The 24,249-nt window shown below is 68.2% G+C and carries 21 protein-coding genes; 8 read left to right on the top strand and 13 right to left on the bottom strand.

Features of this window, described 5'->3' with window-relative positions; all coding sequences use genetic code 11:
* Positions 1 to 20 precede the first annotated feature (20 nt).
* From ACWPXE_RS15555 to ACWPXE_RS15565, 3 genes are all read right to left on the bottom strand, one after another.
* Complete coding sequence (locus ACWPXE_RS15555; protein ID WP_454018545.1) at positions 21 to 377, bottom strand: zinc ribbon domain-containing protein YjdM; 357 nt, start codon at positions 375 to 377, stop codon at positions 21 to 23.
* A gap of 119 nt (positions 378 to 496) precedes the next feature.
* A complete protein-coding gene (locus ACWPXE_RS15560) occupies positions 497 to 2,095 on the bottom strand; it encodes a methyl-accepting chemotaxis protein (protein ID WP_454018546.1) in 1,599 nt (532 codons plus the stop codon).
* 60 nt (positions 2,096 to 2,155) lie between these two features.
* Complete coding sequence (locus ACWPXE_RS15565) at positions 2,156 to 2,911, bottom strand: hypothetical protein (RefSeq protein WP_454018547.1); 756 nt, start codon at positions 2,909 to 2,911, stop codon at positions 2,156 to 2,158.
* 223 nt (positions 2,912 to 3,134) lie between these two features.
* Here ACWPXE_RS15565 and ACWPXE_RS15570 point away from each other — a divergent pair, with 223 nt between their 5' ends.
* Together ACWPXE_RS15570 and ACWPXE_RS15575 are read left to right on the top strand one after the other, a co-directional pair.
* On the top strand, positions 3,135 to 5,186 hold the full coding sequence (locus ACWPXE_RS15570; RefSeq protein WP_454018548.1) for a molybdopterin oxidoreductase family protein: 2,052 nt from the start codon (positions 3,135 to 3,137) through the stop codon (positions 5,184 to 5,186).
* Positions 5,187 to 5,304: 118 nt separating this feature from the next.
* On the top strand, positions 5,305 to 6,399 hold the full coding sequence (locus ACWPXE_RS15575) for an NAD(P)H-dependent flavin oxidoreductase (RefSeq protein ID WP_454018549.1): 1,095 nt from the start codon (positions 5,305 to 5,307) through the stop codon (positions 6,397 to 6,399).
* A gap of 10 nt (positions 6,400 to 6,409) precedes the next feature.
* On the opposite strand, the gene ACWPXE_RS15580 is transcribed toward ACWPXE_RS15575, so the two are convergent.
* The 7 genes from ACWPXE_RS15580 to ACWPXE_RS15610 form a co-directional block, all read right to left on the bottom strand.
* The gene (locus ACWPXE_RS15580; RefSeq protein ID WP_454018550.1) at positions 6,410 to 7,471 is read right to left on the bottom strand and encodes a GGDEF domain-containing protein; all 1,062 of its coding nucleotides are present in this window, start codon (positions 7,469 to 7,471) and stop codon (positions 6,410 to 6,412) included.
* Positions 7,472 to 7,568: 97 nt separating this feature from the next.
* Positions 7,569 to 8,081 carry a pentapeptide repeat-containing protein gene (locus ACWPXE_RS15585; protein WP_454018551.1) on the bottom strand — a complete coding sequence of 171 codons (513 nt, stop codon included), beginning with the start codon at positions 8,079 to 8,081 and terminating at the stop codon, positions 7,569 to 7,571.
* 80 nt (positions 8,082 to 8,161) lie between these two features.
* The gene (locus tag ACWPXE_RS15590; protein WP_454018552.1) at positions 8,162 to 8,656 is read right to left on the bottom strand and encodes a thioesterase family protein; all 495 of its coding nucleotides are present in this window, start codon (positions 8,654 to 8,656) and stop codon (positions 8,162 to 8,164) included.
* A 139-nt stretch (positions 8,657 to 8,795) separates the two neighbouring features.
* Positions 8,796 to 12,287, bottom strand: a complete 3,492-nt coding sequence (metH, locus tag ACWPXE_RS15595) for a methionine synthase (RefSeq protein ID WP_454018553.1) — start codon at positions 12,285 to 12,287, stop codon at positions 8,796 to 8,798.
* Positions 12,288 to 12,346: 59 nt separating this feature from the next.
* The gene (locus ACWPXE_RS15600) at positions 12,347 to 12,820 is read right to left on the bottom strand and encodes a DUF29 domain-containing protein (protein ID WP_454018554.1); all 474 of its coding nucleotides are present in this window, start codon (positions 12,818 to 12,820) and stop codon (positions 12,347 to 12,349) included.
* Between the two features lie 53 nt (positions 12,821 to 12,873).
* Complete coding sequence (gene metF / locus ACWPXE_RS15605; RefSeq protein ID WP_149648620.1) at positions 12,874 to 13,755, bottom strand: methylenetetrahydrofolate reductase [NAD(P)H]; 882 nt, start codon at positions 13,753 to 13,755, stop codon at positions 12,874 to 12,876.
* Positions 13,752 to 14,735, bottom strand: coding sequence for an ArsR/SmtB family transcription factor (locus ACWPXE_RS15610; protein WP_454018555.1), 984 nt, complete (start codon positions 14,733 to 14,735; stop codon positions 13,752 to 13,754). Before ACWPXE_RS15610 ends, metF begins: the two co-directional genes overlap by 4 nt.
* A gap of 409 nt (positions 14,736 to 15,144) precedes the next feature.
* Here ACWPXE_RS15610 and ACWPXE_RS15615 point away from each other — a divergent pair, with 409 nt between their 5' ends.
* The 3 genes from ACWPXE_RS15615 to ACWPXE_RS15625 all read left to right on the top strand — a co-directional run bounded on the left by ACWPXE_RS15615 (position 15,145) and on the right by ACWPXE_RS15625 (position 18,297).
* Entirely contained in the window at positions 15,145 to 15,921 is a 777-nt protein-coding gene (locus ACWPXE_RS15615) for an MlaA family lipoprotein (RefSeq protein WP_014240617.1), read from the top strand.
* A 94-nt stretch (positions 15,922 to 16,015) separates the two neighbouring features.
* Positions 16,016 to 16,633, top strand: coding sequence for an MlaC/ttg2D family ABC transporter substrate-binding protein (locus ACWPXE_RS15620; RefSeq protein ID WP_149648618.1), 618 nt, complete (start codon positions 16,016 to 16,018; stop codon positions 16,631 to 16,633).
* Positions 16,634 to 16,815: 182 nt separating this feature from the next.
* Positions 16,816 to 18,297 carry a pentapeptide repeat-containing protein gene (locus tag ACWPXE_RS15625; RefSeq protein ID WP_454018556.1) on the top strand — a complete coding sequence of 494 codons (1,482 nt, stop codon included), beginning with the start codon at positions 16,816 to 16,818 and terminating at the stop codon, positions 18,295 to 18,297.
* Positions 18,298 to 18,351: 54 nt separating this feature from the next.
* On the opposite strand, the gene ettA is transcribed toward ACWPXE_RS15625, so the two are convergent.
* Complete coding sequence (gene ettA, locus ACWPXE_RS15630; RefSeq protein WP_014240614.1) at positions 18,352 to 20,028, bottom strand: energy-dependent translational throttle protein EttA; 1,677 nt, start codon at positions 20,026 to 20,028, stop codon at positions 18,352 to 18,354.
* Between the two features lie 123 nt (positions 20,029 to 20,151).
* Here ettA and ACWPXE_RS15635 point away from each other — a divergent pair, with 123 nt between their 5' ends.
* On the top strand, positions 20,152 to 20,619 hold the full coding sequence (locus tag ACWPXE_RS15635) for a YaiI/YqxD family protein (RefSeq protein WP_454018557.1): 468 nt from the start codon (positions 20,152 to 20,154) through the stop codon (positions 20,617 to 20,619).
* A 49-nt stretch (positions 20,620 to 20,668) separates the two neighbouring features.
* Here ACWPXE_RS15635 and ACWPXE_RS15640 read toward each other — a convergent pair whose 3' ends face one another.
* The gene (locus tag ACWPXE_RS15640) at positions 20,669 to 21,982 is read right to left on the bottom strand and encodes an exonuclease domain-containing protein (RefSeq protein WP_454018558.1); all 1,314 of its coding nucleotides are present in this window, start codon (positions 21,980 to 21,982) and stop codon (positions 20,669 to 20,671) included.
* A gap of 98 nt (positions 21,983 to 22,080) precedes the next feature.
* Positions 22,081 to 22,764: a hypothetical protein gene (locus tag ACWPXE_RS15645; protein WP_454018559.1), complete on the bottom strand. Its 684-nt coding sequence runs from the start codon at positions 22,762 to 22,764 to the stop codon at positions 22,081 to 22,083.
* Positions 22,765 to 23,167: 403 nt separating this feature from the next.
* Here ACWPXE_RS15645 and ACWPXE_RS15650 point away from each other — a divergent pair, with 403 nt between their 5' ends.
* Both ACWPXE_RS15650 and ACWPXE_RS15655 read left to right on the top strand, forming a co-directional pair.
* Complete coding sequence (locus ACWPXE_RS15650) at positions 23,168 to 23,608, top strand: hypothetical protein (RefSeq protein WP_237903388.1); 441 nt, start codon at positions 23,168 to 23,170, stop codon at positions 23,606 to 23,608.
* Between the two features lie 213 nt (positions 23,609 to 23,821).
* A complete protein-coding gene (locus tag ACWPXE_RS15655) occupies positions 23,822 to 24,214 on the top strand; it encodes a hypothetical protein (RefSeq protein WP_454018560.1) in 393 nt (130 codons plus the stop codon).
* Positions 24,215 to 24,249: the final 35 nt, after the last annotated feature.

Genomic DNA, 24,249 nt, shown 5'->3' on the forward strand with positions numbered 1-24,249 from the left:
TTCGGGGAAGCTGGAGGACGTCACGCCTTTTTGACGAATTCCGACTTCAGATTCATCGCGCCGATGCCGTCGATCTTGCAGGCGATGTTGTGGCCGTCCGCCCCGTCGACCAGACGGATGTTCTTCACCTTGGTGCCGCCCTTGACGACCAGGGACGAGCCCTTGACCTTCAGATCCTTGATGACCGTCACCGCGTCGCCATCGCTCAGCGCGTTCCCGTTGGCGTCCCGCACCCCCTGATCCGCCGTAGCCTCCGCGCCCGCGCCGCCTTCGGCCTGCGGGTTCCATTCATGGGCGCATTCGGGGCAGATCCACAGCATGCCGTCCTGATAGACATGCTCGGAGTTGCATTTCGGGCACTTCAATCCGTCGTCCATATCATCCTCGCCTTTCGGGAGCGGCATCCTAGTGCGGCGAGGCGAAATCGGGAAACGCAACTTGGCCGCGGCGGGCATGCGCGCCCATCGCAGGCAAGTTGCGTGTCATCGCGGGCCGTTTACGCCGCCTTGATCGAGGCCAGGAACTTCTGCACCTCGTCGCGCAGATCGACGAAGCGGGCTTGGAGGGTCTGGGCGACCTCCACCGACTCGCGGGCCGCCGTCGCCACCTCCGACGAGGCGCCGGAAGCGACCGCGATGCTGCGGGTCACGGTGTCGGCCTCGCCGGCCACGGTGCGGACCTTCTCGGCGATTTCACCGGTCGCGGCCAATTGCTGCTGGACCGAGGCGGCAATCTCCGCCGAACGCTGGCTGAGCTGGCCGATGGTTTCGGTGATGGCGCCGATGGCGGACACGGTCTCCTGGGTGACCGACTGGATGGCGCCGATCTGGGTGGCGATCTCCTCCGTCGCCTTGGCGGTCTGGCTGGCCAGATTCTTCACCTCGGACGCTACGACCGCGAAGCCCTTGCCGGCCTCCCCGGCCCGCGCCGCCTCGATGGTCGCGTTCAGGGCCAGCAGGTTGGTCTGCCCGGCGATGGAGGTGATGAGGCTGGTGATCTCACCGATCTTGGCGGCGCCGGCGGCCAGCGCCTCCACCGTCTTGCGGCTGGCGTCGGCGCGGTCGATGGCCTGGGCGGACATGGCGACCGACTGCTTCACGCTCTCGGCGATGCTGCGGATCGACTGGGTGAGCTGCTCCGCCGCCGCGCTGGCGGTCTGGACGGTGCGGCTGGTCTCGTCGGCGGCCCCGGCCACCGAGGCGTTGCACTGGTCGGCGCGCAGCGCGCTCTCCAGCATGCTGCCGGCGCTGCCCTTCATCTGCGAGGCGGCGGTGGAGGCCTCGCCGACCGTCGCCTGGACCGAACGGTCGAAGGCGGCGGCGAGGCGGGTCAGCCGCTCGCCCCGTTGCGCCTCCTCCACCTGCCGGGCCAGCTTCTCGGCTTCGAGCTGCTGGCGGTGCTGGGCGTTCTGGCGGAGCATGTCGATGGTGCGGGCCATGGCCCCCATCTCGTCACGGCGGTCCAACGCCGGCACGGCGACCGCGTAGTCGCCCTGAGCCAGCCGCCCCACCATCGCGGTGATCTGCATCAGCGGGCGCGTGATGGCCGAAACGACGAGGTAAAGCGCCGCCATGATGGCGAGGAAGGCGACCGCCCCGACGGCGATCTGGGTCACCGCGTCGGCGGTCACCCGCGCCTCCACCCGGTCGGTGCGCAGGCGCAGGACGAACTCGCCGATGGTCTTGCGCTGCCCGGCCTGCCCGCCGACGATGGGTTTCACCACCTCGATGAAGCCCTTCGCGGCCTTGGTGTCGCCCACCTCGGCGACCACCTTGGCCTTGTCGTCGCGCACCTGGGCGCCGAGGAAATCGGGGTCGGAGGACGGCGCCTTGGCGACCTCGCGCACCTGCTCGGTGTCGAAGTCGAAGAGCGGGATCGCCGCCGCGCGGGCCTGCAGCGACGCCACCATGTCGGCGCGCGCCGCCAGCGTCTCCTTCGCCTGGTTGGCCGAGCTGTGCACGCCCCAGGCGATGGCCAGCACCTGATAGACCAGCAGCACGCCGCCGATCAGCAGCAACGCCCGCAGGCGCAGCCCCAGACCACCGCCTTGATTCCCGCTGTCCTGCGTCCCGTCTGCCGCGCCGCTGACCGTCATGATCCGCCCTTTTCTCTTGCTGAACAATCGGTTGCCGAACGGTCGGCGTCCACCTCGGCGCTATTGGGTCGCCTTGAACCCGGCTTCGAGCTTCGCCAGAACCGCCGCGGCGTCGGGGGTCTTCTTCGACACGACGATGTAGACGTCCAGGCTCTGGACCGGCGTCGCCTTGAGGTCGGCGAGCGTCTTCCCGCCCAGCACCTGCTGCATGGGCAGCGAGTATTGCAGCAGCGTCGGCGCCCGCCCAGCCTGGAGCAGTTGAAGCGCTTGGTCGGCGGTGCGCGCGTCGACCAGCTGCACCTTGTTGGCCGGGTCCTCCATCCAGGCGCGCCAGCCGCCGTAGGAATAGCCGTTCAACGCGATGACCGCCTTGCCCGACAAATCCTCCTTCGCCTTGACCGCCGGGGCTTCACCGATGCCGTAGGCGTTCAGCTCGATCCGGGCGATCGGGGCGGCGCTGATCAGCGTGGAGCCGTCGAATTCCTTGACGGTGCGGATGCCCAGGAAGATGTTGAACTCGCCGTCCGCGATGCCGGAGAAGAGGCGGCGGGCCGGGGCCGATTCGGCGGTGTAGGCGATCCCGGCCGCCATGGCGGCCTTGTCGAAGGCCTCGATCAGGCTGCCCTTCGCGGCCCCGCCGTCGGTCTGGGTGTAGGGCGGGAATTCCACATAGCCGAGCTTGACCCCGTCCGCCCACGCCGTGGCGATCCCCGGAGCGGCCATGCCGGCAACGGCTCCGACCATGGCACCGAACAGGCTGGCGAACACCCCGGCCCGCAGCGTCCGCCGGGCGCCTCCGGCAACATTCGCGATCATACGGCTTCCCCTTGCTGTGTCGTTCCGCGCTCGCCTCGGCGCACAGGCCGCTTTATGCGAGTATTTTCTGAAAAACATACATCTTTCCGCGACGCACCTCCACAAGGATAGGGCTGCAATATTGAAATCTGATGGCAGTCCTTAAACAATCCTGACCGGTTGCGGAATGCCGGACGCCGGACATAAGCTGACCGTCGCTTTTTCCCCGCCGAGGCGTCCCTCCGTGAACTCCGTCTTCCTGCCGACCGCCTGCCCGCACGATTGCCCCAGCACCTGCGCCCTCGAAGTGGAACAGGTCGCGCCGGACCGCATCGGCAAGGTCCGCGGGGCCGCCGCCAACAGCTACACGGCGGGCGTCATCTGCGCGAAGGTCAGCCGCTACGCCGAGCGCGTCCATTCTCCCGACCGGCTGAGGACGCCCCTGCGGCGCACCGGCCCCAAGGGGTCCGGCCAATGGGCGGAAATCGGCTGGGGCGAGGCGTTGGACCGCATCGCCGACGCATTTCTGAACGCCGAGCGGGTCCACGGCGCGGAAGCCGTCTGGCCCTATTTCTACGCCGGCACCATGGGGCTGGTGCAGCGCGGCGGCATCCAGCGGCTGCGTCATGCGAAGGGCTATTCCCGGCAGATCAGCACGGTCTGCGACACGCCGGCCAACATGGGCTGGCTGGCTGGCCACGGCGACATCCGCGGCGCCGACCCGCGCGAGATGGCCGACAGCGACCTGATCGTGAACTGGGGCGGCAACCCGGTGGCGACCCAGGTCAACGTGATGACCCACGTCAGCCGCGCCCGCAAGGGCCGCGGGGCGAAGCTGGTCACCATCGATCCCTACCGGACCGGCACGGCGGAGGTGTCGGACCTGCATCTGATGCTGCGCCCCGGCACCGACGGGGCGCTGGCCTGCGCGGTGATGCATGTGCTGTTCCGCGAGGGGCTGGCCGACCGCGCCTATCTCGACCGCTACGCCGCTGGGGCGGACCGGTTCGAGGCGCATCTCGCCACCCGCACGCCCGAATGGGCGGCGGCGATCACCGGCCTGACGGTGGAGGAGATCGTCGGCTTCGCCCGGCTTTACGGCACGACCAAGCGCAGCTATCTGCGTCTGGGCTACGGGCTTACGCGCGCCCACAACGGCGCGGCTCAGATGCACGCGGTGTCCTGCCTGCCGGTGGTCACCGGCGCCTGGGCGCACAAGGGCGGCGGGGCGCTCTACTGCTCGTCGGGCATCTACAGCATCGACCGCACCCTGTCGGAGGGGCTGGACCGGTTGGACACCACCGTGCGCGGCTTCGACCAGTCGCGCATCGGCGCGGTGCTGACCGGGGAGGACATCGCCAGCGGTCCGCCGATCACCGCCATGCTGATCCAGAACACCAACCCGGCGGCGATCTGTCCGGACAGCGCCCGCGTGCGCCGCGGTTTCCTGCGCGACGACCTGTTCGTGGCGGTGCACGAGCAGTTCATGACCGACACGGCGCAACTGGCCGACATCGTCATCCCCGCCACCACCTTCCTGGAGCATGACGACCTCTACCGCGGCGGTGGGCAGATGCACATCCTGATCGGCCGCAAGGTGATCGAGCCGCAGTTCGAATCGCGCGAGAACCACTGGGTCATTACCGAACTGGCCCGCCGCGTCGGCGCCGAGCATCCGGGCTTCGGCATGAGCGCGCTGGAGATCATCGACTCCATGCTGAAGACCTCAGGCCTGATCGACGCCGCCACCCTGACAGAGCGGCGCTGGATCGATGCCCAGCCGGATTTCGAGACCTCGCATTTCCTGAACGGCTTCGCCTTCCCGGACGGGCGGTTCCGCTTCGCGCCGGATTGGGCGGCGCTCGGCCCCTACGGCGCCGGCCAGTTGCCGGACCTGCCGGACCACATGGCGCCGGGCCGCCCGGCCGATGCGGAGCATCCCTTCCGCCTCGTCACCGCCCCGGCCCGGCAGTTCCTGAACTCCAGCTTCACCGAGACGGTGACCGCCCAGCGCCGCGAAGGCCGTCCCACCGTCCTGATCCATCCGGAGGACGCGGCGGACCTCGCCCTGGCCGAAGGCGACGCCGTGCGCCTCGGCAACGGGCTGGGCAGCGTCGTCGTCCACGCCAAGCCCTTCGCCGGGGTGCCGCGCGGGGTGGTGATCGTGGAGGGCATCTGGCCGAACAGCGCCTTCCTGGAAGGGATCGGGATCAACACCCTGACCTCGCCCGAGCCGATTCCGCCGGCGGGCGGTGCCGCCTTCCACGACACGGCGGTGTGGCTGCGCGCGGCGTGACGTGGCTATGGCCTCCCATCACCGGACATGATCCGTACCATCTGAACAAATCATTTTTCACGATGGCCGGACTGCCCTAGCCTCCCTCCGCGGACCATTGAAAGCGGAGGGCGGCGCGATGCCGGTTTACACCACACTGACCCAGCGCCTGGGCCTGTCCCACCCCATCGTCCAGGCCCCGATGGCCGGGGGTGCCGACACGGCGGACCTCGTCGCCGCGGTGGGCGAGGCGGGTGGCATCGGCTTCATCGGGGCGGCCTATATGACCCCGGACCAGATCGCCGAGCGGGCGGGCGCGATCCGCTCCCGCACTTCCCGCCCCTTCGGGATCAACCTGTTCGCCCCGCTGCCCGCGCCCGAAGCACCGGACGCCGGGAGGATGGACGCGGCGGTCGCGACCATCGCGCGCTACCACGCCGATCTCGGCCTGCCCGCTCCCGGGACACCGGTCCTGGGAGCCGACGGCTTCGCCGCCCAATTGGCGGCGGCGCTGGACTGCGGGGCGGCGGCCTTCAGCTTCACCTTCGGCATCCCGCCCGCCGACGCGCTGGCCGCCATCAAGGCGCGGGGCATGCTCCTGATCGGCACGGCGACCGGCGTCGAGGAAGCCATTGCGCTGGAACGGGCCGGCATGGACGCCGTGATCGCCCAAGGGGCCGAGGCCGGCGGGCACCGCGGCAGTTTCGCTACGGGCTCGGGAGAGGTGGACTTCGCCGCCGGTCTGGTCGGCACCATGGCATTGGTTCCACAGGTGATGGACGCGGTGAACCTGCCCGTGCTGGCATCCGGCGGCATCATGGACGGGCGCGGCATCGCGGCGGCGCTGGCTCTGGGCGCCGCCGGTGTGCAGATGGGAACCGCCTTCCTGACCTGCGCGGAGGCCGGCATCCCCGAGGCGCACAAGCGGGCGATCCTCGACGCCCGCGAGACGCAGACGCGCGTGACCCGCGCCTTCTCGGGCCGCCCGGCGCGCGGGATCGTGAACCGGGTCATGGAGGACATCGCGGACGGCGACGCCCTGCCCTTCCCCCTTCAGAACGCGCTGACCCGCCCGATGCGCACCGCCGCGGCGCAGCAGGGGCGCGCCGAGTTCCTCTCGCTGTGGGCCGGACAGGGCGTCCGTCTCGCACGGCGGCAGACGGCGGCGGAACTGATGGCGCGGCTGGTCGACGAAACCGACGCCGCGGTCCGGCGCCTGACGGGAATCACCTGATGGGCGGCGCTCAACCCGCCACCGTTCCCTCCGCACAAACGCGGTTCCGCCCGCCGCGCTTGGCGGTGTAGAGCGCCTCATCGGCGCGGCGCATCAGGGCCAGCAGATCCTCACCGGGACGGTACTCCGCAGCCCCGACCGACAGGGTGACCGAGCCGTAATTGGCGTTGCGCGACCGGTTGATGATCTGCCGCGACCCCACGGAGGCGCGAAGCTGTTCTGCCAGCTTCACGGCGTTCTGAAGCCCGGTGTGCGGCAGGACGACGCTGAACTCCTCGCCGCCGTAACGGGCGACGGTGTCGCGCCCCTTGACCCCTTCGGTCAGCACCTTGGCGACCAGCTTCAGGACGTGGTCGCCGACGAGATGGCCATGGGTGTCGTTGAAGCGCTTGAAATGGTCGATGTCGACCATCAGCAGGGTCATCGGCATTCCGGTCTGCGCCGCCTCCTCCGCGGCGGAGGCCAGCGCCAGATCGAAGCCACGCCGGTTCGCGATTCCGGTCAACCCGTCGGTCATCGCCTCGCGACGCGCGGAATCCAGGACAACGCGCAACTCGGCCAACTGCTGGCTGGATTCGAGAAGCTGGCTCTGCAGGCGGGTCTGGCGGTCCACGATGGCGGTCGTCTCCGCCGCGATGGCCGCCACCATGGCGCGCAGTTCGGCCAAGCTCATCGGCTGGTCCAGTTCCCCCCGGAAACCGGCCAACGCCTGCCCGTAGCGGTCCGTCTCCGAGCCAACACTGCCCAACTGGTCGAGGATGCGCCCCAAGGCGACGCGCGCCCGCTCCGACGTTTCGCGGATGGCCTGGGCTTCGGCGTCGAGCGTGAAGAAGCGTTTGTACAGTTCGTCGCAATGGCCCTGCGACAGCCTGGCGCCGTCGCGCTGAGCCAGTTCGATGGCGCGCGTCAGGTCCGGGTTCTGCCCGCCAAAATAGGCGTACCAGAGGGTAAAGTTCTCCGGGTTCGGCAAAAGCCCATGGACGGCGATCCGATCCATGGCGCGGCTCGCGAGAATCCGCGCCGTCTCGAAATCCTCTTCGCCCGCCATTGCCGCCGCCTTTCCACTGCTCATAGGGAAAAAAGGCTACCGCAGCGGGAAAGAGGCGGGCAAGCAACTTTCGGGTAAGGTTATTATAATACGGTAAGAGGCAAATTTACTTGCCGTTTCATCAGTTGCACTGTCCCACGGATTTCTCGGCGCACACCGTCGTGCCGTCGATCCAGGTGGCGCCCGACAGATCGGCGTGCCGCAGGTCCGCACCGCCCAGCCGCGCCCCGGTGAAGTCGGCCTTTTGCAGGATGGCGTTCACCAGCTTCGCGTTGCGCAGGTCCGCTTCCTTCAGGGATGCCCCGGTCAGGTCGGCGCGGGTGAAATCGGCCTCGATCAGGCGGGCGCCGTCCAGCTTCACCCCCGGCATGGTGGCGCTGAAGAACTTCGCACGATAGCCGTCGGTCTCCGACAGGTCGGCATCCTTCAGCGTGGCCCGCTGGAAAGTGGCGTCGCGCAGCATCGCCCCGGCAAGTTTCACAGACGACAGATCGCGCCCGTCGAAGTAGCAGCGGCGCCAGTTGACCTTCGGCTGCGCCGGGTCGGTGCATTCGGCCAGAGCGACGGAGGGAACCAGGGCTGTGCCCAGGAAGGTGGCAAGTACCGCGAAGGCGGCGAAAATTGTCGTCTTCATGCGCCAACAGATAGTGTCGCGCATGTCGAATAACAAAGGGTCCGGCGCAACAAAAAGCCGTGGCGGGCAGCGACTTACCGTCACGCCCCCCTCGGGGTCCGCAGCCCGACCGATCGCCCGGCCTGCGGCGGCACGGAAAGCGTGGCGTGCTCCGCCGCGGTCCAGGCCAGCCGTTCCGCAACGTCCGGAGCCAGCGGCACCGAACGGCGTTCCGCCAGATCGACATGGAGCAGAACGAATTCCGCCGTAGCGGCGAGGAAGCCGTCCTCCTCATGGCGCATTTCGTGGAACAGATGCAGCCGTTTGGCGTCCGCGCCCAGGACCAGGGACGTGAAGGTCAGCCCGTCGCCCTCCGTGACCTCGCGGGCGTAGGTCAGGTGCGCCTCCACCGCGAACATCGACCGCCCCTCGCCCTCCGCGTACGCCTTGCCGATCCCGAAATGGTCGAGCACGGCGTCGGTCGCGTGGTCGAAGGCGAGCAGATAGTAGGCCACGTTCATGTGGCCGTTGTAGTCGATCCACTCCGGGCGGACGGTTTCCCGGTGCAGGCAAAGCGGGGTGGGCGAATGGTTCATGCCCTCAAGGATAAGCGATGCCGCTGCGCTTTGGGAACCGGCTTGGATGGTCAGCCGGGCCGGTTCCGACCCTCCTGAAGGCGCCTCCTTCCCCATCGTAACGCAGGAAAGGAGGCGATGCCCCGGTCCAGGCCCCGCATCACACGCTGAAGTATTTCGCCCGCGGGTGGTGCAGGACGATGGCGGACGTGCTCTGCTCCGGGTGGAGCTGGTGCTCGTCGGACATCTCCACGCCGATCCGCCCGGCGTCGAGGAGCTTCAGAAGCTGCTCCTGGTCGGCGAGGTTCGGGCAGGCCGGGTAGCCGAAGCTGTAGCGGCTGCCGCGATAGGCCTGCTGCAGCAGCTTCTCCTTGTCGCGGCTGTCCTCGGCGCCGTAGCCCAGCTCGGCGCGGATGCGGGCGTGAACGTACTCCGCCATCGCCTCGGTCATCTCCACCGACAGGCCGTGCAGGTAGAGATAATCCTGGTAACGGTTCTCGGCGAACCAGTCCCGCGCCACCTCGGCGCAATGCTGGCCCATGGTGACGATCTGCAGGCCCAGCACGTCGCGCTCGCCGTCGTTCACGTCGCGCAGGAAGTCGGCGATGCACTCGCCGTCCTCCTTGGCCTGACGCGGCAAGGTGAAGCGGGCGACCTCGCTGGTCCCGTCCTCGGCGAACAGGATGACGTCGTCGCCGTCGGCCGCCGCCTTCCAGTAGCCGTAGACCGCCTGGGGCCGCAGGATCTCTTCCTTCGCGGCGATCTTAAGGATGCGGTCGAGCACCGGGCGAAGCTCCTTCTTCGCCCACTCCTTGAACTCCTCGAAGGACTTGCCGTCCTTCCGGTAGCCCCACTGGAGCTGATAGAGCATGCGCTCGTTGAGGTAGGTCACCAGCGTCTTCAGCGGCACATGCTCGATGACCTTCGGCCCCCAGAAGGGCGGCGTCGGCACCGGCACGCCCTCGGCCAGACGGGTGCGGCGGGCACGGGCGGCATCCTTGTCCACCGGGCCGACGGTGGCGCTCGTCGCCTGCCCCAGCACACGGCGGCGGTTGACCGCCCGGCCCGCCCGCTTGGCCTGCTGGATGGCGAGCTGCTGGTCGAAGCTGCCGCCCACCACCTGATCCATCAGGGTCAGCCCGTCGAAGGCGTCGCCCGCATAGGCCACGCGGCCCGAGCCGTAGGAGGCCACGCAGTCCGTCTCCACATAGGCGCGGGTCAGGGCGGCGCCACCGAGCAGGACCGGGACCTCCAGCCCTTCACGGGTCATCTCCTCCAGATTCTCGCGCATGACGACGGTGGACTTCACCAGCAGGCCGGACATGCCGACGGCGTCGGCCTTGTGCTCCTTCGCCGCCTGGATGATGGCGCCGATCGGCTGCTTGATTCCCAGATTGACGACCTTGTAGCCGTTGTTGGTCAGGATGATGTCCACCAGGTTCTTGCCGATGTCGTGGACGTCGCCCTTCACGGTGGCCAGCACCATGGTGCCCTTCTGCTGGCCGTCCAGCTTCTCCATGTGCGGCTCCAGCCACGCCACGGCGGCCTTCATGGTCTCCGCGGACTGGAGCACGAACGGAAGCTGCATCTTGCCGGCGCCGAACAGCTCGCCCACCACCTTCATGCCGTCGAGCAGGTAGGTGTTGATGATCTCCAGCGGCGGGTGGGTCTTCATCGCCTCGGCCAGATCGTCCTCCAGCCCGGTGCGGTCGCCGTCGACGATGCGCTCCTTCAGCCGCTCCTCGACCGTCTCGGCGCGGGCCTTCTTCTTGGCGTCCGCGGCCTTGCGGCCCTCGAACAGTGCGATGAAGGCCTGGAGCGGGTCGTACCCTTCCGCACGGCGGTCGAAGATCAGGTCCTCGGCGGTCTTGACCTCCTTCTCGGGGATCAGATGCAGCGGCATGATCTTCGACACATGCACGATGGCGCCGGTCATGCCGCGCTTCACCGCATGGTCGAGGAAGACCGAGTTCAGGACGTGGCGGGCCGCCGCGTTCAGGCCGAAGGAGACGTTGGACAGGCCCAGGATGATCTGGCAGCCCGGCATCTCGCGGCTGATCGCCTCAATGCCCTCCAGCGTCCAGATGGCCAGCTTGCGGTCGTCCTCGTTGCCAGTGGCGATGGTGAAGGTCAGCGGGTCGAACAGCAGGTCGTGGGCCGGCAGGCCGAACTCGTTGACCGCCAAGTCATAGAGGCGCTTGGCGATGGCGAGCTTGCGCTCCGGCGTCTTCGCCATGCCCTCCTCGTCGATGGTCAGCGCGATCACCGCCGCGCCGAACTTCTTGGCGAGCGCGAGACGCTTGCGGGCCGGCTCCTCACCGTCCTCGAAGTTGATCGAGTTGATGATCGCCTTGCCGCCGTAGAGCGCCAGCGCCTTCTCCAGCACGATGTATTCGGTGGAGTCGATGACCAGCGGGGCGGTGACCGAGCCGGCGAAGCGCTGCACGACGGCCTTCATCTCCGCCACCTCGTCGCGCCCGACGAAGGCGGTGCAGACGTCCAGCGTGTGCGAGCCTTCCTTCACCTGCTCGCGCGCCATCTCGACGCAGCCGTCCCAGTCGTTCTTCTCCTGAAGCTCGCGCCACTTCTTGGAGCCGTTGGCGTTGCAGCGCTCGCCGATGGCGAAGAAGGCGTTTTCCTGGCGAAGCGTGACCTGGGAGTAGAGCGAGGCGACCGCGGGCACCCAATGGACCGTGCGGCCCTTCGGGTTCGGGCGGTGCGAGCCGGCCGGGGCCAGCTTGCGCAGCATCTGGTTGGCCGCCGCGATGTGCGGGACGTTGGTGCCGCAGCAACCGCCGACGAGGTTCACCCCGTCCTCGGTCACGAAGCGCTCCAGCCAATGGGCGAAGTCGTCGGCGCGCAGCGGGTAGTGCGTCTTGCCGTCGACCAGTTCCGGCAGGCCGGCGTTCGGCTGCACGGAGACGAGGCCCGGCCAATTCTGGGTCAGCCATTTCACATGCTCGCTCATCTCCAGCGGGCCGGTGGCGCAGTTCAACCCGATCAGCGGCACGTCCAAAGACTGGATCACGGTGGCCGCCGCAGCGATGTCGGTGCCGACCAGCAGCGTGCCCGTGGTTTCCACCGTCACCTGGACGAAGACCGGCGTGTCCGACCCGGCCTCGGCGCGGGCGCGCTTGATGCCGTTGACGGCGGCCTTGATCTGCAGCGGGTCCTGGCAGGTCTCGACCAGGATGGCGTCGGCGCCGCCGGCGATCAGTCCGGCCGCCTGGACGAAGAAGCTGTCCTCAAGGTCCTGATAGGGGATGTGCCCCAGGCTGGGCAGCTTGGTGCCCGGCCCGACCGAGCCGATCACGAAGCGCGGCTGCCCGTCCGTGAAGGTTTCCGCCGCCTCGCGCGCCAGCTCGACCGCGCGCTGGTTGATCTCGAACGCCTTCTCGGAGATGCCGAACTCGCCCAGCGTCACCGGGGAGGCGCCGAAGGTGTCCGTCTCCACCATGTCCGCGCCGGCCTCGAAATAGCCGCGGTGGATCTCCCGCACGATGTCCGGGCGCGAGAGCGGCAGGATGTCGGTGCAGTTCTCGTGCCCCCAGTAGTCCTTCTCCACATCGAGGTCGAGCGCCTGGATGCGGCTGCCGAACCCGCCGTCGCAGAGCAGGACGCGGTCGCGGAGAGTGTCGAGAATGTGCGGCATGGGAAGGGTCTGGTCCGTTTCGGAAGGAAGGTCGGGCGGAAAGTCAGGGAATCAGCGTCTCAGTCGAGATCATGGCGGTTCACCGGCCACCAGCCTTCGTCAAGAAGCTGTTCAAGTCCGTAAGGGCATTCGGAAGGAAGGGCCTGTTCGTCGACGCGATCCTGTCCGAGCCCGTCGGTGGCAAAGCCGCGTCCACGGCGGAATGCGGACGGAAAATCGACATGCCCCTTCAGGCTGGGACTGTCGGCAAGCGCATCGACGGCCGCCGCACGCTGTTCGCGTACGGACTTCCGCCAACCGCTGCGCGGGTCGGAAGCCGGAGAGAATTCCAGTTTCAGAAGATGCTCGATGATACGGGCAAGGTGGCTGTTGATCGCGCGCCGGTCGTTCCTGCCCATATCCTCGATTTCCTCCGCCACATGGCCCCAGTCGATGGGCGTGTTGAGGTGTTCGCGGGCGGCTTCGCGCAGCAGACGGGCCTGCTCCTGGGTCCAGGCGTAGAAATCGTCGTCATACCCGATCCGGCTGTCCATGGCCCTTCCTCCGCGACCGCGATCATCCGCAACACCCTAGCACAGGGAGGCAGTCAGGAAACCGCCGGCTGCTTCGCCTTCACGCCCAGCATCCGGCAGATGGCCACCGTCAGGTCCGAGCGGTTCAGGGTGTAGAAATGGAACTCCTTGATGCCCTGGGCCTGGAGCGCCTGGCACTGCTCCGCCGCCATGGTCGCGGCGACGAGCTGGCGGGTCTCCGGATCGGAATCCAGCCCTTCGAAGGTTTCGGCAAAGCGTTGGGGCATCGCCGCCCCGCACTTGCCGGCGAACTCCACCGCGCGGGCGAAGTTGGTGATCGGCAGGATGCCGGGCACGATCGGCACGGTGATGCCGGCGGCGGCGCAACGATCGAGGAAGCGGAAATAGGCGTCGTTGTCGAAGAAGAACTGGGTGATCGCCCGCGTCGCCCCGGCGTCCACCTTGCGCTTCAGGTTGTCCAGGTCGAACTGCGCGCTCGGCGCCTCCGGATGGCACTCCGGATAGGCGGCGACGGAGATCTCGAAGTCGGCAACCTTCTTCATCCCGGCCACCAGATCGGCGGCGTAGGCATACCCGCCGGGATGCGGGACGTAGCGCCCGCCGACCCCGCCCTCGGTCTCCGGCGGATCGCCGCGCAGGGCCACGAGATGGCGGATTCCGGCGTCCCAATAGGTGCGGGCGATGGCGTCGATCTCCTCGCGCGTCGCACCCACGCAGGTGAAGTGGGCGGCGGCGGGGATGCCCGTCTCCTTCTGGATGCGCGTCACCGTGTTGTGCGTGCGTTCGCGCGTCGAGCCGCCGGCCCCGTAGGTCACCGAGACGAAGGAGGGGCTGAGCGGGGCAAGGCGTTGGATCGCCTGCCACAGGCTCTGTTCCATCTTCTCCGTCTTGGGCGGGAAGAATTCGAAGCTGACCGACGGGATGCCGGACGTCATGACTGGGCTCCGCTGATGGAGAGGATGGAGGGGTCGGCCGGGGATGCGCCCTTCGCGGCGCGCACCGCCGGCCAGATGGATACGGTAAGCGGTTCGCCCGGCAGATGCACCACGGCACCGCACTCCAGACCGCATTGGCGGCACCAGCCGGTGACCTCGGCGTTGGAGAAGCCCAGCCGGCGGTGCGCGTGCTCCGCCCGCAGGGATTCCAGGGCGTGGGGAGCGAAATCGACCAGCAGCAGCAGGCCGCCGGGCCGCAGCACCCGCGCCGCCTCGGCCAGAAGATCGGCCGGCGCCTCCGCGAAATGCAGCACCTGATGGACGACCGCCGCGTCGAAGGAGCCGGACGGAAAGGGAAGCTGGTACATGTCCGCCTGCCGGACATGGCAGTGGCGTAGCGCCGTGTCCTCCAGCTTGGTGCGGGCGATGGACAGCATTTCACGCGACTGGTCGACCCCCACGGCGCGCCGGGCGCGCGGCCCCAGAACCTCCAGCATGCGGCCCGTGCCGGTGCCGATGTCCAGGAGATCCCCGATCCCGTCGGCGGGGATCAGGCGCATCAGCGCCTCCTCCACTTCGCGTTCCGGGACGTGGAGGGAGCGGATTTCATGCCAGCGGGCGGCGTTCTCGCGGAAGTAGCTGGCCGCCGCCTCGGAGCGGGCGCGCTTGATCGCCTCCAGCCGCTCCAGATCCAGCGTCATGGTCGGATCGTCGGACGGGATCGCGTCCACCAGCACCCGCGCCAACTCCGCCGAGGCGCCGCGCTCCGTCAGCCGGTAGAAGGCGAAGGTGCCCTCCCGGAAACGGTCGAGAAGACCGGCGTCGCACAGCAGCTTCAGATGGCGGGACACCCGCGGTTGGCTCTGCCCCAGGATCTGGGTCAGTTCGGTCACCGTCAGCTCGCCATGAGCGCACAGCGCCAGCAGCCGAAGCCGCGTGGTCTCCGCCGCCGCCTTCAATGTCGCAAGCAGTTCGTCCATGACCGCCGACACCGTCCCGAATCGCCCCGAAGGGCCGGCCGGCCACCACGGCCCGCCATGCGGGATACAGATATAAAGATATCTTTATGCAGCGTAAACACGTTTTCACCGGTCACCCTTCCAATCGGGCGGCACCGGCTGACGGGGCACCCGGTCGGCACGCGAAGGGCGCGGCAATCCTACCACATAGGGCGGTATCCGTATGGTGACCTCGCGTGGCACGCTGGTCAAAAGGCGGCGCCTGTGTTAGGCACGGAACAAAGGGATCGCACGGATTTTCCGGGCGATGTCCTGTCCGGCAGCGCCTGTTGCCGCCCGGCGAGGGGACGAACCCTTCGGACGTGGCGCGATGGGGCCGCGGAATCGGATGCCCCGCCCAAAGTCGTGTCCCCAGAAAGAGCCGTCGCCGATGAAGCTGGCCAACCTCTCCCGCTCCCTTCTTCGCTCGGCCGCCGTAGCCGTCGTCGCCTTCGGCATGGCGGGCTGCGCAACCGCGCCCGGCAGCAACGAAGCCGATGTCACGGTCAGCGATCCCCTGGAGATTCCCAACCGATTTGTCTTCGCCGTCAACGAGACCGCGGACATCCTGCTGATCCGCCCGGCGACGGAAGTGTATGTGGGCGTCGTCCCCGACCCGCTGCGCCAGGCGGTGCACAACTTCATCCAGAACCTGCTCGGCCCGCTCTACATCGCCAACAACCTGCTGCAGGGTGATTTCGAGGGCGCCCAGGTCGCCACCGGCCGGTTCATGACCAACACCATCCTCGGCATCGGCGGCCTCGCCGACGTGGCGACGGAGGCCGGGATCGGCGACCGTCCGGAGGATTTCGGCCAGACGCTGGGCGTCTGGGGTGTCGGACCCGGCCCCTACGTGGTGTTGCCGTTCCTCGGCCCGTCGAACGTCCGCGACACGCTGGGCTATGGCGTCGACACGCTGGCCGACCCGTTCCGCATCGGCACCAACGCCGCCGGGGCGGACAACGCGATGTATGGGCGGACCGCCGCCGCAGGCCTGGACCGCCGCTCGCAGCTCCTGCGCGAGATCGACGACCTGCGCAAGAACTCGCTGGACTTCTACGCGACGGCCCGCAGCCTCTACGCGCAGCAGCGCCGCGCCGCGATCGCCAACGACATCGCGCCGGCGACGCCGGAATTCCCCGATTTCGACGAACCCGCCAAGAAATAAAGGAGGAGGCCTGCCGCGGCACGACCGTCCGCGCTCGATCCCTTGTCCGATTGAGTGTTGACAAAGCCCCCGCGGCAGCCACTTTTGCCTTGCCATGCTGACACGTCGCCTGTTTCTCGTGTGCGCGGCCCTGCTCGCGGTGAGCAGCTGGGCCGCCCGTCCCGCCGCCGCGCAATCGGCTGATCCGGGCGCGACCGCGTTCATCCAATCGCTGGGGAACGAGGCCGTCGCCACCTTCTCGAACAAGAGCCTGTCGCGCGAGCAGGCGGTACAGCGCTTCCGCGGCCTGCTCTATCAGGGCTTCGACGTGGCCTACATCGGGCGTTGGGTGCTGGGCCGCTATTGGAACTCCGCCACGCCGCAGCAGCACGACGAATACCAGAAGCTGTTCGAACGGCTGATCGTCAACACCTACGCAGACCGCTTCGTCGAGTATTCGGGCGAGACCTTCCGCATCACCGGGTCCCGCGTCGAAGGCGAGGCGGACACCATGGTCAGCACCCAGATCGTCCGCCCCAACGGCCCGCCGGTGAATGTGGACTGGCGCGTGCGCAAGCGCGACACCGCCTACAAGATCATCGACGTGGTGGTCGAGGGTGTGAGCATGGGCGTGACCCAGCGCCAGGAGTTCGCCTCCGTCATCGGTCAGAACGGCGGGCGGGTTGAGGGGCTGCTCCAGGCGCTCCGCCAGAAGGTTGGCAGCGCCGGCTGATCCTTCGCTCCGTGCAACCGGGCCATCTCACGGGCCGCCTTCGGGCGGCCCTTTTTCATGCCTGCTTTTATGGCCCTTTTTCCTGATGGTCCAAACGGCGATTCCGTGACGAACACCGCCGGAAGGGGTATGGTCGCGCCCGAAGCCTCTCTTGTGTGTTGCAGCAGCGGGCGCCCCATCCGATGGCTGACCGGACTCCGAACGAGATCGAAGAGATCAAGGCGATCATCCTCGCCCACCAGACGTGGCTGACGCGCCGCGGCGGGCGGCGGGCCGACCTCAGCTTCCGCGATCTTTCGAATCTCAACCTCGACCGGGTGAACCTGAACGGGGCGAAGCTGGCAGGCGCCAATCTGGTCGGTGCCCGTCTCATCCGGGCCGACCTCTCGCAGGCCGACCTGTTCGGCGCCGACATGGAGGGGGCGAACCTGACCGCCTCGACGCTGATCGGGGCGGATCTGCGCGGCGCCAACCTGCACCGGGCCATCCTGACCGACGCCAACCTGCGCGGCGCCGACTTCCGCGCCGGGTCGCTGATGAGCGGAACGGACGACAAACCACGCAGCGACGGCGTCACCCGCCTGACCGAGGCAAAGATGGAGCGCTCCATCCTGGCCGGCGCGAACTTCACCGGCTGCGACCTCAGCGGGGCGGACCTGAACGACGCCGATCTGACGGGCGCCGACATGACCGCGGCCGTTCTGGTCGGCGCCGATTTCTGGGGAGCCACGCTGGACGGCGTGACCTTCGACGGCACGACCATCGACGAGGCGACGCTCGACCGCAACTACCTGCCCGCCTCCCTTCCCAAGAACGCCATCGTCAGGCCGGTCTACAAGCCGATGCCGTCGGGCGCCTTCCTGGAAGCCGTCGCCGAGCATGAGCGGTGGGTGAACAGCCAGGGGGCGGAAGGCCGCCATCTCGATCTCGACCTCGTGTCGGTGATCGGGGCCGACCTGACCGGCCGCGTGCTCGCCGCGGCGCGGCTGCGCCGCTGCCGCCTGATGGGCGTGCGGCTGCGCAAGGCCAGCTTGGAGATGGCCGACCTCTCCTACACCGAGATGATCGGGGCAGATCTGACGGAGGCCTGCCTGAACGGCACCAACCTGCGCCGCGCCGGGCTGTCCCGCGCCGTCCTGGCCCGCGCCGACGCCCGCCCGGCCCGGCTTTCCGGAGACCGTCCCTGGCCGACCAACTTCGACGGTGCCAACCTGACCGGCGCCGACCTGCGCGACGCACGGATGGAGGATGCGGTGCTGCGCTCCGCCAAGCTGGGCGGGGCGAAGCTTGACGGCACGGGAATCACGGTGACGGTGGACACCGCGCCACCGCCGCTGCCAGCGCCGGAGGAACGGCGGGCGCAGAAGCGCTACGCTCACCCCTGCCTGGTTGTTCAGACCGACCGTGGCGCCCATTCCTCCCGCAACTGGTCGATCGGCGGTGTCAGTTTCTACGCTCCGGACGATCTGTTCGAGGAGGGCGAGACGATCGAGGGCCGCCTGTCCATCACCGGGCGGGACGACATCATGGCCACCGCGCGGATGGTCGTGGTGCACAAGGGCGCGGGTAAAGGCCAAGTGTCCGTGCGCTTCCACCAGTATGGCGACGATCTCAAGCAGCTCTTGAAGACCGCCTTCCTGGAGCATCAGAAGCTGGAAGGGTAACGGAAGAAGGCTCCCCCTCCCGGGTGGGGAGAGGGAGCCAGCCGGAGCCGCCGCTCAGGAACGGACCAGCGGCTTGTACTTGATGCGGTGCGGGTTCACCGCATCCTCGCCCAGACGGCGTTTCTTGTCGGCTTCGTAGGCTTCGAAGTTGCCCTCGAACCACTCCACGTGGCTGTCGCCCTCGAAGGCCAGGATGTGGGTGGCAAGGCGGTCGAGGAACCAGCGATCGTGGCTGATGACCACGGCGCAGCCGGCGAAATTCTCCAACGCCTCTTCCAGGGCGCGCAGCGTGTCGACGTCCAGATCGTTGGTCGGTTCGTCGAGCAGCAGCACGTTGGCGCCGGACTTCAGCATCTTGGCGAGGTGGACGCGGTTGCGCTCACCGCCGGAGAGCTGGCCGACCTTCTTCTGCTGGTCCGGACCGCGGAAGTTGAAGGACGAGACGTAGGCGCGGCTGGGCATCGACTTCTTGCCGAGGTCGATGATGTCCAGCCCGTCGGAGATTTCCTCCCACACGGTCTTGTTCGGATTCAGCGAATCGCGGCTCTGGTCGACATAGCCCAGCTTCACCGTCTCGCCGACGCGGAAGGTGCCGGCGTCCGGCCCGTCCTGCTCGGTGATCATGCGGAACAGGGTGGTCTTGCCGGCGCCGTTCGGGCCGATCACACCGACGATGCCGCCCGGCGGCAGGCGGAAGGACAGGCCGTCGATCAGCAGACGGTCGCCGAAGCCCTTGTTGATGCTCTCGGCCTCGATGACGACGTTGCCCAGGCGCGGCGGCGTCGGGATGACGATGCGGGCCTCGCCCGTCGCTTCCTTGCCGCTCTCGGCCAGCAAGGTCTCGTAGGCGGAGATGCGGGCCTTGCTCTTGGCCTGACGGGCGCGCGGGGACTGCCGGATCCATTCCAGCTCGGTGGCGAGCTGCTTCTGGCGGGCCTCCTCGGCGCGGCCTTCCTGCTCCAGGCGCTTCTGCTTCTGCTCCAGCCAGGAGGAGTAGTTGCCCTCCCACGGAATGCCCGACCCACGGTCGAGTTCGAGGATCCAGCCGGTCACGTTGTCGAGGAAGTAGCGGTCGTGGGTGACCAGGACGACGGTGCCCTTGTAGTCCTCCAGGTGCTTCTGCAGCCACGCCACGGACTCGGCGTCCAGATGGTTGGTCGGCTCGTCGAGCAGCAGCAGGTCGGGCTTCTCCAGGAGCAGCTTGCACAGCGCGACGCGGCGGCGCTCACCGCCGGACAGCTTGGTCACGTCGGAATCGCCCGGCGGGCAGCGCAGAGCGTCCATGGCGATCTCGACCGTGCGGTCGATGTCCCAGGCGTCGGCCGCGTCGATCTTCTCCTGAAGCTCGGCCTGCTCGGCCATCAACGCGTCGAAGTCGGCGTCCGGGTCGCCCATCGCTTCCGACACGGCGTTGAAGCGGTCCAGCAGGCCCTTGGTCTCGGCCAGGGCCTCCAGGACGTTCTCCTGCACCGTCTTCGTCGGGTCGAGCTGCGGCTCCTGCGACAGGTAGCCGACCTTGGCGCCCTGCGCGGCCCAGGCCTCGCCCGAATAATCCTTGTCCAGGCCGGCCATGATCTTCATCAGGGTCGACTTACCGGCGCCGTTGACGCCGAGGACGCCGATCTTCACGCCGGGCAGGAAGGACAGCCAGATGTTGTCCAGAACCTTCTTGCCGCCGGGGTAGACCTTGGACAGGCCCTTCATCACATAGACATATTGATAGGACGCCATGCGCCGCTCCGACCCTTCTGCACAAAAAGGAAAAATCCAGGACGCCACCCGCGGCGCCACTTCGCTCGCTCAGGGTTTTAGCGCATAAGGACGCGGCATGAAACGGCGAAGGAGGGAAGCCGGGTGGTCGAGATTTATGTGGATGCCGATGCCTGCCCGGTAAAGTCGGAAATTTACCGGGTGGCCGGGCGCAACGGAATCAAGGTCTGGATCGTCAGCAATGGCCCGCTCCGCCTGCCCAACGAGTGCCTGTCGGAACTGGTCGTCGTCGGGGCGGAGTTCGACGCCGCCGACAACTGGATCGCCGAGCACGCGACCGAGGCCGATATCGTGGTCACCGCCGACATCCAGCTCGCCGACCGCTGCGTCAAGAAACGCGCCGTGGTGATCGGCCCGACCGGCCGCCCCTTCACCGACGACAGCATCGGCTCGGCCATCGCCACCCGCGCGCTGATGCAGGATCTGCGCGACATGGGCGTGGTCAGCGGCGGCAACAAGCCGATGAGCCAGCAGGACAAGTCGAAGTTCCTGCAGACGCTCGATCAGGCGGTGCAGGCGCTGAAGGCCGGGCGGCGGCCGAAATGGCGGTAAGGCGTCACTCGGGCAAAGTTCAATCGGCCAGGATTCACTCGTGCAGGATTCACTCGGGCAGCGCGCCGGCCTGACCGGCGGCGAAGGCGCGCGCCTGCCCGTGCGTGGCGATCCCCCGCTGGTCCAGCCGCGTCAGCAAACCCGCGGCCAGCTCCGCCTCGACCAGGGCGGGGGCGAAGGGACCCATGCGGCGGTCGGTGGCGATGCCGAAGGCGGCGGCCAGTTGCTCCAGCGAGGCCTCCTCCAGCGCCGGATCGAGCGCCGCGGCGAGCCGCGCGAGGTCGAGCGTCGGCGGCGCCTCCGGCTCCGGCAGGCCGGCGTCGCGGCAGGCGCGGGCCAGCGTGCCGAGCGCCGTGTCCACTCCCCAGCCGACCACCGCGCAGCCGCGCAGGGCGTCGGCGATCACTGGCCAAGCCGCGGCGAAGGGGCGCGCGCCTTCCACCATCGCCGCGGTCACGCCGTGGAGCGCGGTGCCCTCCGCCGGGATCGGCGCGCCGGGATCGATGAACAGCTCCAGCGACAGGCTGCGGAAGACGCGCGGCCCGACCATCCGCACCGTCCCAACCGCGACGATCAGCCCCTCCTCCGGGCGCCCGGTAGCAGTGGCGACCCACAGGCTGACCATGGGCAGGGCCAGCAGCGGATCCTCGTCGCCGAGATGGGCGGGACGGGCGTTCGGACGCAGCAGCCGCCGCTCGCCGGACAACAGCGGCTGCGCCTCACCCGCCTTCGCCGGGAAGACCAGGGCGATGCCCGACTGGAGCCCGAGATCCTTGACGCGGACCGGCACCTCGCCGCCCTGGGCGCGGCGCAGCAGGGCGGAGACCATCTGGCCGTCCTCGCGCGCCCGCTCGATGGCACGGAACAGCTCGGGGCGCGACAGGTGGTCGTAGATGTCGGCCCCCGCCGCCAGCCCCAGATGAGCCGAGGCCGCGGGATTCAGCGTGTCGATCCGCCCGAAATCATCGAGCACCACCACCGGCTCCTCCAGCGCGGCGATCACGCCGGCCAGCCGCTCGCCGGGGCGATGCTCGCCGTGACGGCCATGGCGCAGCGCCTCCGCCGCCGCGCGGGCGAGGTCGCCGGCCTCGTCCTCCTTCGCATCGGTGGCAAGGGAGGACGCGCTGCGCCCGCGCCATGTCGACAGGGTCTCGCGCAGCCGCCCCAGATCGCGGAAATGGCGGTTCAGCCGGGCAAAGGCCATCCACAGCGCCAGCACGCCGAGCCCGACCGCCCCCATGTCCAACAAGGAACGCTCAGGATCGGCGACGGCCAGCCGCCCGATCTCCACCCCCAGGAAGGCGAGCGCCATGCCCGCCACCGCAAAGCCCAGCACCGCCGAACGCCACGCCCCGCCCCGCATCGGGCCGCCTCCACACACCGTACGAATGGCGCGACTGTAACGCTCCCGGGTGCCGGCGGAAAGGGAGCGGGCGGGTCAGCCCTCCCGCTCCCGCCCTGCTAATCCGCGGCGAAGCAGTAGAGCAGCCCCGCGCCGCCCGTGCTCTTCAGGGCATCCTGGCTGCAACCGCCCCGCGTCAGGTGGGAACTGTTCCAGGATTTGGCCGACGGATCGTCGCCGAGCCCGATGCGGTCGTGATGGCCGACCATGGCGGCGCCCTCCATCCCGCTGCGGGTCCAGTTGCCGCAGGTCCGGTCCTCCGCACCGTCGAAGGCCCGACCGTCCGGCTGGCTGCCGGTCAGAATATCGTGGGTGTTCGGGGTGTCGCCTCGGCCTTTGACCGTTTCGCCGGTTTCGGTCAACCCGGTCTGCTTGGTCAGGCCGTTGGTGGCGTGCAGATCCTCCACATTGCGGGCGATCACCTGCCCCTTGGCGTTCTGCCAGGGGCCGGCTCCGATGCGGTCGCGGGCGTTCACCGCGGGCCGGCCGTCCGCCGCCTGGGTGGACAGATAGGCCTTCCAGTCGCGGCTCCCCGCCCCGACGGCCTGCGCCAACTGCCGGCAATGGCGGTCCGCGCCCTCCAGCCCACCGAAGTCGGCGCCCTTTCCCGATCCGACGCTGGTGACGAAAAAGCTCATGCCCGTGGAGCCCCCGGATGTCTGCGCCGGCGCCGGTGCCGCCGTCAGCAGAACCGCCGCCGAAATCGCAGCGCCGATACCAGCCCCAAAGATGGTGCGGACCATGGATGCCCTCCCCTGCCTTATTGTTCAGACGATGGTGGTTCGTGGACGCCGGGGCGAACGGCTTTATTCCCGCATCCTTTCGGCGCATCACCCAGCCGCATGGCCGATCCTTCTTTTTTCCCCTTCCGGTGCAGCACGAAATCCTTATCGTCCCTGGCGGCTCCCTCACGCTGGCGCAGTCGCAAGATTTAATACGAATTTCGAACCACTTTATTCCCATAACAATAAAAAGGTTTGCGGAACTCATAATAATAATGAGAGAAAACGCGAACAAACACACGCCCTCGTTATCACGCTTTTAAACATTCAAAGACTTATTCGAACGCTGTTAATCGCTCATTAAGGCAAATCCGGCAGATTTGATCTTGCGTTCTCCTTCACATTTTTGGGTCCGGCGATGGTGATGGTCTACCACCCTTACGCGCTCCAGCATCGGCAGGAACGGCGCTCCGGGCGCAAGCTTGCTCTGGCCTTGATCGTCGCCCTCGGCCTCCCCCTGGCGGTGGGCGCCGGCTACACGCTGGAGACGGTGCGCGGCTACGCGGTGCAGGCCCGTCTGGCGCAGGCGGTGGACGCGGCGGCCCTGGCCGGCGGACGAGTGATGTTCGACGACCAGCGCGACGGCCACATCCGCACCTTCTTCGACAACGCCTTTTCCAAGAGCTTCCTGGGCGCCCACACCGCGGTGCTGAGGATCGAGGACGACACGAACAGCGGCGTGCTGACCGTGCGCGGTCGGGCAACCGTCAAGGCGCTGTTCACTCGCGTCCTGGGCGGCAGCGATCTGGTCGTGGAGGCGCAGTCGGTCGTCCGCCGCAACGTCCGTGGCCGCAAGGGGGCTTAAACCCCTCGAAGGGAGCGCCTCGGCGCCGTCGGATGGACAGCCACCACGGCGCCGCGCGCCCGCCCGAAATTTTTAAGGCATCGGGAAGCTTTGCGCTGATACGATGCGGGATCAGGTTCACCGACAACCCGCCGCGCTCCCGTGTCCAGCATCCTGTCCCTATCATCGCCGTCGAACGCGCAGTCCCCGTCCGGGATGGGTCGGCTTCGTCAGATGCTGGCCAGCGAGGCCATTGCGGTGCAGCCGATCCGGCGCGTGCCGGGGGAGCCGGAACGCCGAAGATCCGACGATGTTTCGGCCACCGACGATGCGCTGAAAAGCGGAAACCGGACGGAATTGGGCGGAGCGGAAGGCAACCGCGCCCGCCGCTCCGGTTCCCCATCCCGATTTGCTCTGGACGACGCGGAGGGTGGCGACCGACCGGTCACCGGCGCGTCGCCGCGCCTGAGCGCGACGCCGAACGCCGGATTCATCGCGCAGAGCATCCATCAGGACGCCATGGGCAGCGGCCTGCACATCGAACCCTGGTCCGCCGCCATCACCGCCTACCGCAAGGCCGACGCCGCGGCCTATGCGGCCGGGACGTCGGCGGGAATGTCCGTCTAGACGGCGGACCGTTCCCCATCGCTTAGGACCCCATC

The sequence above is a fragment of the Azospirillum sp. Marseille-Q6669 genome (assembly GCF_965111635.1).

Excerpts from the sequence above, each read along its gene's own strand:
- ACWPXE_RS15625 (WP_454018556.1), top strand. The coding sequence starts at position 16,816 with ATGGCTGACCGGACTCCGAACGAGATCGAAGAGATCAAGGCGATCATC.
- ACWPXE_RS15640 (WP_454018558.1), bottom strand. The coding sequence starts at position 21,982 with ATGCGGGGCGGGGCGTGGCGTTCGGCGGTGCTGGGCTTTGCGGTGGCG.
- metH (WP_454018553.1), bottom strand. The coding sequence starts at position 12,287 with ATGCCGCACATTCTCGACACTCTCCGCGACCGCGTCCTGCTCTGCGAC.
- ACWPXE_RS15555 (WP_454018545.1), bottom strand. The coding sequence starts at position 377 with ATGGACGACGGATTGAAGTGCCCGAAATGCAACTCCGAGCATGTCTAT.
- ACWPXE_RS15650 (WP_237903388.1), top strand. The coding sequence starts at position 23,168 with ATGGTCTACCACCCTTACGCGCTCCAGCATCGGCAGGAACGGCGCTCC.
- ACWPXE_RS15645 (WP_454018559.1), bottom strand. The coding sequence starts at position 22,764 with ATGGTCCGCACCATCTTTGGGGCTGGTATCGGCGCTGCGATTTCGGCG.
- ACWPXE_RS15610 (WP_454018555.1), bottom strand. The coding sequence starts at position 14,735 with ATGGACGAACTGCTTGCGACATTGAAGGCGGCGGCGGAGACCACGCGG.
- ACWPXE_RS15580 (WP_454018550.1), bottom strand. The coding sequence starts at position 7,471 with ATGAGCAGTGGAAAGGCGGCGGCAATGGCGGGCGAAGAGGATTTCGAG.
- metF (WP_149648620.1), bottom strand. The coding sequence starts at position 13,755 with ATGACGTCCGGCATCCCGTCGGTCAGCTTCGAATTCTTCCCGCCCAAG.
- ettA (WP_014240614.1), bottom strand. The coding sequence starts at position 20,028 with ATGGCGTCCTATCAATATGTCTATGTGATGAAGGGCCTGTCCAAGGTC.
- ACWPXE_RS15565 (WP_454018547.1), bottom strand. The coding sequence starts at position 2,911 with ATGATCGCGAATGTTGCCGGAGGCGCCCGGCGGACGCTGCGGGCCGGG.
- ACWPXE_RS15590 (WP_454018552.1), bottom strand. The coding sequence starts at position 8,656 with ATGAACCATTCGCCCACCCCGCTTTGCCTGCACCGGGAAACCGTCCGC.
- ACWPXE_RS15585 (WP_454018551.1), bottom strand. The coding sequence starts at position 8,081 with ATGAAGACGACAATTTTCGCCGCCTTCGCGGTACTTGCCACCTTCCTG.
- ACWPXE_RS15655 (WP_454018560.1), top strand. The coding sequence starts at position 23,822 with ATGCTGGCCAGCGAGGCCATTGCGGTGCAGCCGATCCGGCGCGTGCCG.
- ACWPXE_RS15615 (WP_014240617.1), top strand. The coding sequence starts at position 15,145 with ATGAAGCTGGCCAACCTCTCCCGCTCCCTTCTTCGCTCGGCCGCCGTA.
- ACWPXE_RS15620 (WP_149648618.1), top strand. The coding sequence starts at position 16,016 with ATGCTGACACGTCGCCTGTTTCTCGTGTGCGCGGCCCTGCTCGCGGTG.
- ACWPXE_RS15560 (WP_454018546.1), bottom strand. The coding sequence starts at position 2,095 with ATGACGGTCAGCGGCGCGGCAGACGGGACGCAGGACAGCGGGAATCAA.
- ACWPXE_RS15600 (WP_454018554.1), bottom strand. The coding sequence starts at position 12,820 with ATGGACAGCCGGATCGGGTATGACGACGATTTCTACGCCTGGACCCAG.
- ACWPXE_RS15575 (WP_454018549.1), top strand. The coding sequence starts at position 5,305 with ATGCCGGTTTACACCACACTGACCCAGCGCCTGGGCCTGTCCCACCCC.